The sequence below is a fragment of the Mycobacterium sp. genome (assembly GCF_049585075.1).
In the GTDB taxonomy this organism is placed as follows: Bacteria; Actinomycetota; Actinomycetes; order Mycobacteriales; family Mycobacteriaceae; genus Mycobacterium.
On record NZ_JBAUZA010000317.1, the window covers coordinates 1 to 4128 of the forward strand.

Annotated in this window: 3 protein-coding genes; 1 reads left to right on the plus strand and 2 read right to left on the minus strand. The window is 63.1% G+C overall.

Going from position 1 to position 4128, the window contains the following annotated elements; translation table 11 throughout:
* Nucleotides 1–2333 (minus strand): ornithine decarboxylase (locus tag WB785_RS15195; protein WP_424080153.1); only part of this gene is annotated, 2333 nt, incomplete at its 3' end.
* Between the two features lie 156 nt (nucleotides 2334–2489).
* Here WB785_RS15195 and WB785_RS15200 point away from each other — a divergent pair.
* Nucleotides 2490–3914 carry an HNH endonuclease signature motif containing protein gene (locus WB785_RS15200; RefSeq protein WP_424080154.1) on the plus strand — a complete coding sequence of 475 codons (1425 nt, stop codon included), beginning with the start codon at nucleotides 2490–2492 and terminating at the stop codon, nucleotides 3912–3914.
* Here the strand turns inward: WB785_RS15200 and WB785_RS15205 are convergent.
* A partial coding sequence (locus WB785_RS15205; RefSeq protein WP_424080155.1) for an acyl-CoA dehydrogenase family protein occupies nucleotides 3911–4128 on the minus strand: 218 nt, incomplete at its 5' end. The two genes, WB785_RS15200 and WB785_RS15205, sit on opposite strands and share 4 nt — an antisense overlap.

Consider the following 4128-nt stretch of genomic DNA (forward strand, 5'->3'; position numbering starts at 1 on the left):
CGTTCACCCAGGCTCATCTCGGAGATCGACTGATCGAGCTCGGTGGCGATGCTGACCAAAACCTCGACCAGGAACGCGACCGAGCTACGCGTGGTGCCGATGTTCGTCATGAACAACACACTGTTGCGCGAGGTCTTGTTGATCTGGATGCCGTAGCGGTCCATCAGCTGTTCGCGTTTGAACGTGTCGCCGTCATAGCCGGTACGCCCGATGGACAATGTGATTCGCGACGGGTCGAGCACGAACTCGTCGTCGTGCCAGGCCGCCATCATGTTGCGCAAACCCGAGCGCAGCGGTTGGTCAATCGCCGTTGGGCGGTACTGGTCCGGGATGAGATGCGACGTGCCAAGGCAATTCATGTACTTGCTGAGCAAGGGATGGTTGTCGATCGCGTCGCGCAGCTGCATCGCGTTCTCGATCTGCCGCTGCACCAACTCGGCGCCCTCCAGGGCCACCTGACGACGACCCAGGTCAAGCGACGCCAGGATCTGGTAGTTGGGCGAGGTCGAGGTGTGCGCCATGTAGGCCTCGTGGAACGGCACGGCCACCTTTTGGTCGAAGTCCTGATCAAAGACATGAATCATCGATCCCTGCCGCAACGCGGTCAGCGTCTTGTGGGTCGATTGACTGGCATAGACCCGCACCCGCGCAGTCGCCGGGTCGGCCATCAGTCGACGGTCCAGCAAGTCATCGTCGCTGGGCTTGTCGGCAGCCTGGTCAGCCAGGTACTTCTCGTAGCGACTCTTGTACTCGGGGTCCTGCAGCCGCTCGCGCAGCGCCTTGGCCGACGCCATCGCGGTACGGGTCCGATAAACGGGGTGGAAGCGGGCGAAGGCGAACCATGCCTCGTCCCACAAGAACACCAGATCGGGTTTGATGGCCAGGCACTCCTCCATCACCCGCTGCACGTCATAGACGATCCCGTCGAAGGTGCAGTTCGTCAGCGACATCATCTTGACGCGGTCGAGCTTGCCTGCGCGTTTGAGCGCCAACAACTTTGACTTGATCTCGCGCAGCGGCACTGCGCCGTACATCGAGTAGTCGTTTAGCGGATAGGCTTCCAAATAAACGACATTCGCGCCCGCCAGCATCATTCCGTAGTGGTGTGACTGGTGGCAGTTGCGGTCCAGCAGCACGATGTCGCCGGGTGCCACTAACGCCTGGGTGACGATTTTGTTGGCCGTCGATGTTCCGTTGGTGACAAAGTAAGTGTGGCGCGACCCGTAGGTTTCCGCGGCGAGCTGTTGAGATTCACGCAGCGGACCGGTGGGCTCCAACAATGAGTCAAGGCCGCCGCACGTCGCCGAGGTCTCGGCCATGAATACTTCCAGGCCGTAGAAGCCGACCATGTCTTTGATCCAGTGCGAGTTGACGATCGACTTGCCCTGCGAAATCGGCAGCGCGTGAAAGACACCCGTGGGTCGGTGACTGTACTGCTTGAGCGCGCTGAAAAACGGGGTGCGGTAGCGCGCTGCCACGCCCTGCAGAATCGAAAGGTGAAGCTCGAGCATGCCTTCCCGAGCGTGAAACACCCGGCGGAAGTAATGCCCCAGGCGCCCGGCGATGTCCTCCACCTCGATTTCGGTCATCAGGTACAGGTCTAGTTCGGGCCGCAACTTCGCAATCGATGTAGCCAGGATCTGCGCGCGTTCTTCGGGCGAAAGGTGATCGGCCAGGTCGTGCGATACGCCGGTGTCGACGAACTGCGACAGGGTGGAGAGGTCGCGAGTCGATTGATGGGAAAAGCGTCGCCGGACCACCACCGCCTGCAGGTTGACGTTAAGCCGCGCCGCGATCAGAGCCTCGTCCCCGCTGGCCACCACCACGAGTTCGTAGACGAACTCGTCGTCCGGGCGTCGCCATTTGCGTACCTCGTTGCGCAGCGCTCGTTCCTGGGCTTCGGTCATCTTCTCGACGACGAGCACTTCGAAATACGGGCGGTCGCGCTCCGTTGCCGGCTGGTGCTCGAGCTGGCGCGGATCGGACGGGAACATGTCCAGCTCGTCGGCGCCGGCGTTGTCCACGTCTCCTGAGCGGTAGGACTCGGTGGTGAGCGCCCGGTTGATTCGGGCAACTGCTTGCGCGAACTTGTCGTAGCTGCCGGCGGCGAAAATTCGTTGCACGCGGGCGAATTGGGGTGAGCCGGGGAAGGCCCAATAGGGTTCTAATGTGCTCAGCCGTGCCAACAATTCCTGGCACGTGTTCACGCATTTTTCTTTCAGCGCTCCCGCGGTGTCCGGGCGTGTCAGCCGATCGGCGGTTTCCTCCAGCCGGCACCACGAGTCGCCGCGGACCTGCCACAAACTGTTGTAAGCACGCAAGTGTTCGGTCATGGCGGCCCTTTCGACGGATCAAGATTCGCAGACCTAGTCCGCCGCATAGTGACCAATGGACAAATAATGTGCGTCTGTCGCGTGCCATGCGGAGTTATCCACAACCGATTGGTCAGCCGAGCACTCTTGTCGGTAGTGCCGCCTATTATCGAATGTATGTTCGATCGCGTGGATGATGCCGGGGTGGTGGATGCCATCACGGCTGCCGCGCGCGAACAGAATGCGATGTGTGGGCGGGAGCTGGCCGCGATCGGCGAGTTGTATGCGCGCCGCGCACCCGAAGACGATGTCGATCGCGAGAACTGGGCCATCGATGGCCACGAGAACGTGGTCGCCGAGGTCGCCGCGGCGTTGGGCATCAGCCGGGGCCGGGCCCGCGGGCGGTTGCGGTATGCGATCGCGTTGCGCGAGCGGCTGCCGCGGACCGCTGACGTCTTTGCCCAAGGGCTGATTGATTTTCGTTTGATGGCTGCGGTGGTGTCGCGCACCGAGTTGGTCGAGGATGCAGAGTCGATCGCCAAGCTGGATGCCGCGATCGCCCGGCATGCGCCCAAGTGGATGCGCCTGTCGGAGCCCAAGCTTTTCGAACGCATCGACTTGTGGGTATTGCGGTTCGACCCAGCGGGCCAACGAGTGACACGAGAGCGCAGCGAAGATCGCTATGTCGACATCGCAGCCACCGATGCCGGTTTGGCCGGGGTGTGGGCGCAGCTGCACGCCACGGACGGTGCGGCGTTCGACCACAAGCTCGACGCGCTTGCCGACACGGTGTGTGCCGCAGATCCGCGCACCAAGAAGCAACGTCGCGCCGACGCCGTGGGCGCGTTGGTCGCCGGGCTGTCGGTGATGCATTGCCAATGCGGGTCGCCGGACTGCCCAGCAGCCGGGCGACCCTCGGCCTCGAATGTGCTGATCCACGTCTTGGCTGACCAGGCAACCATCACCGGTGAGTCTCAAACGCCTGGCTATCTGCCCGGATTCGGGCCGCTATCAGCAAGCGCCGTGCGTGAGGTTGCCGCGACCGCCAAGCTCAAGCCGCTGGTGATGCCCTCGACCGATCCGGAACTGGGTTATCGGCCTTCGGCGGCGTTGGCCGAATTCGTGCGGCTGCGGGATGTGACCTGTCGATTTCCCGGCTGCGATGAACCGGCGCAAGTCTGCGATATCGACCACACTGTCCCCTTCCCGCTGGGGCCCACCCATCCGTCGAATTGCAAACTGCTCTGCCGCTATCACCACCTGCTCAAAACCTTCTACACCGGCATCGGCGGCTGGAACGACCGACAACTTCCCGATGGCACCGTGGTCTGGACGTCCCCGACCGGGCACACCTACACCACCAAACCCGGTGGGGCGCTGTTCTTTCCCGCGTTAGCCATCCCGACCGGCGAATTGAGGTTGCCGACCACCATCTCAGCCCCCACAGACAACCGGGGCCTGATGATGCCAGCCCGCCGAAAGACCCGTGCCGCCGAGCGCACCGCCCGCATCGCCGCCGAGCGACGAATCAACGAGCACCGCATCGCCGCCGAGGCGGCCCGAAGACGAATCGCCGCCCGCAACGACCCGCCGCCCTTCTAGATGCCGAGATCCTTGGCGATGATCGTCTTCATGATCTCGGTGGTTCCGCCGTAGATAGTTTGGATGCGGGCGTCGACGAATGCGCGCGACACCGGGTACTCGCGCATATAGCCGTAGCCGCCATGCAGCTGCAGGCAGCGGTCGGCGGTACGGACCTGCAGTTCGGTGGTCCACCACTTCAGCCGGGCCGCCCGGGCCGCGGTGAGCTCACCGG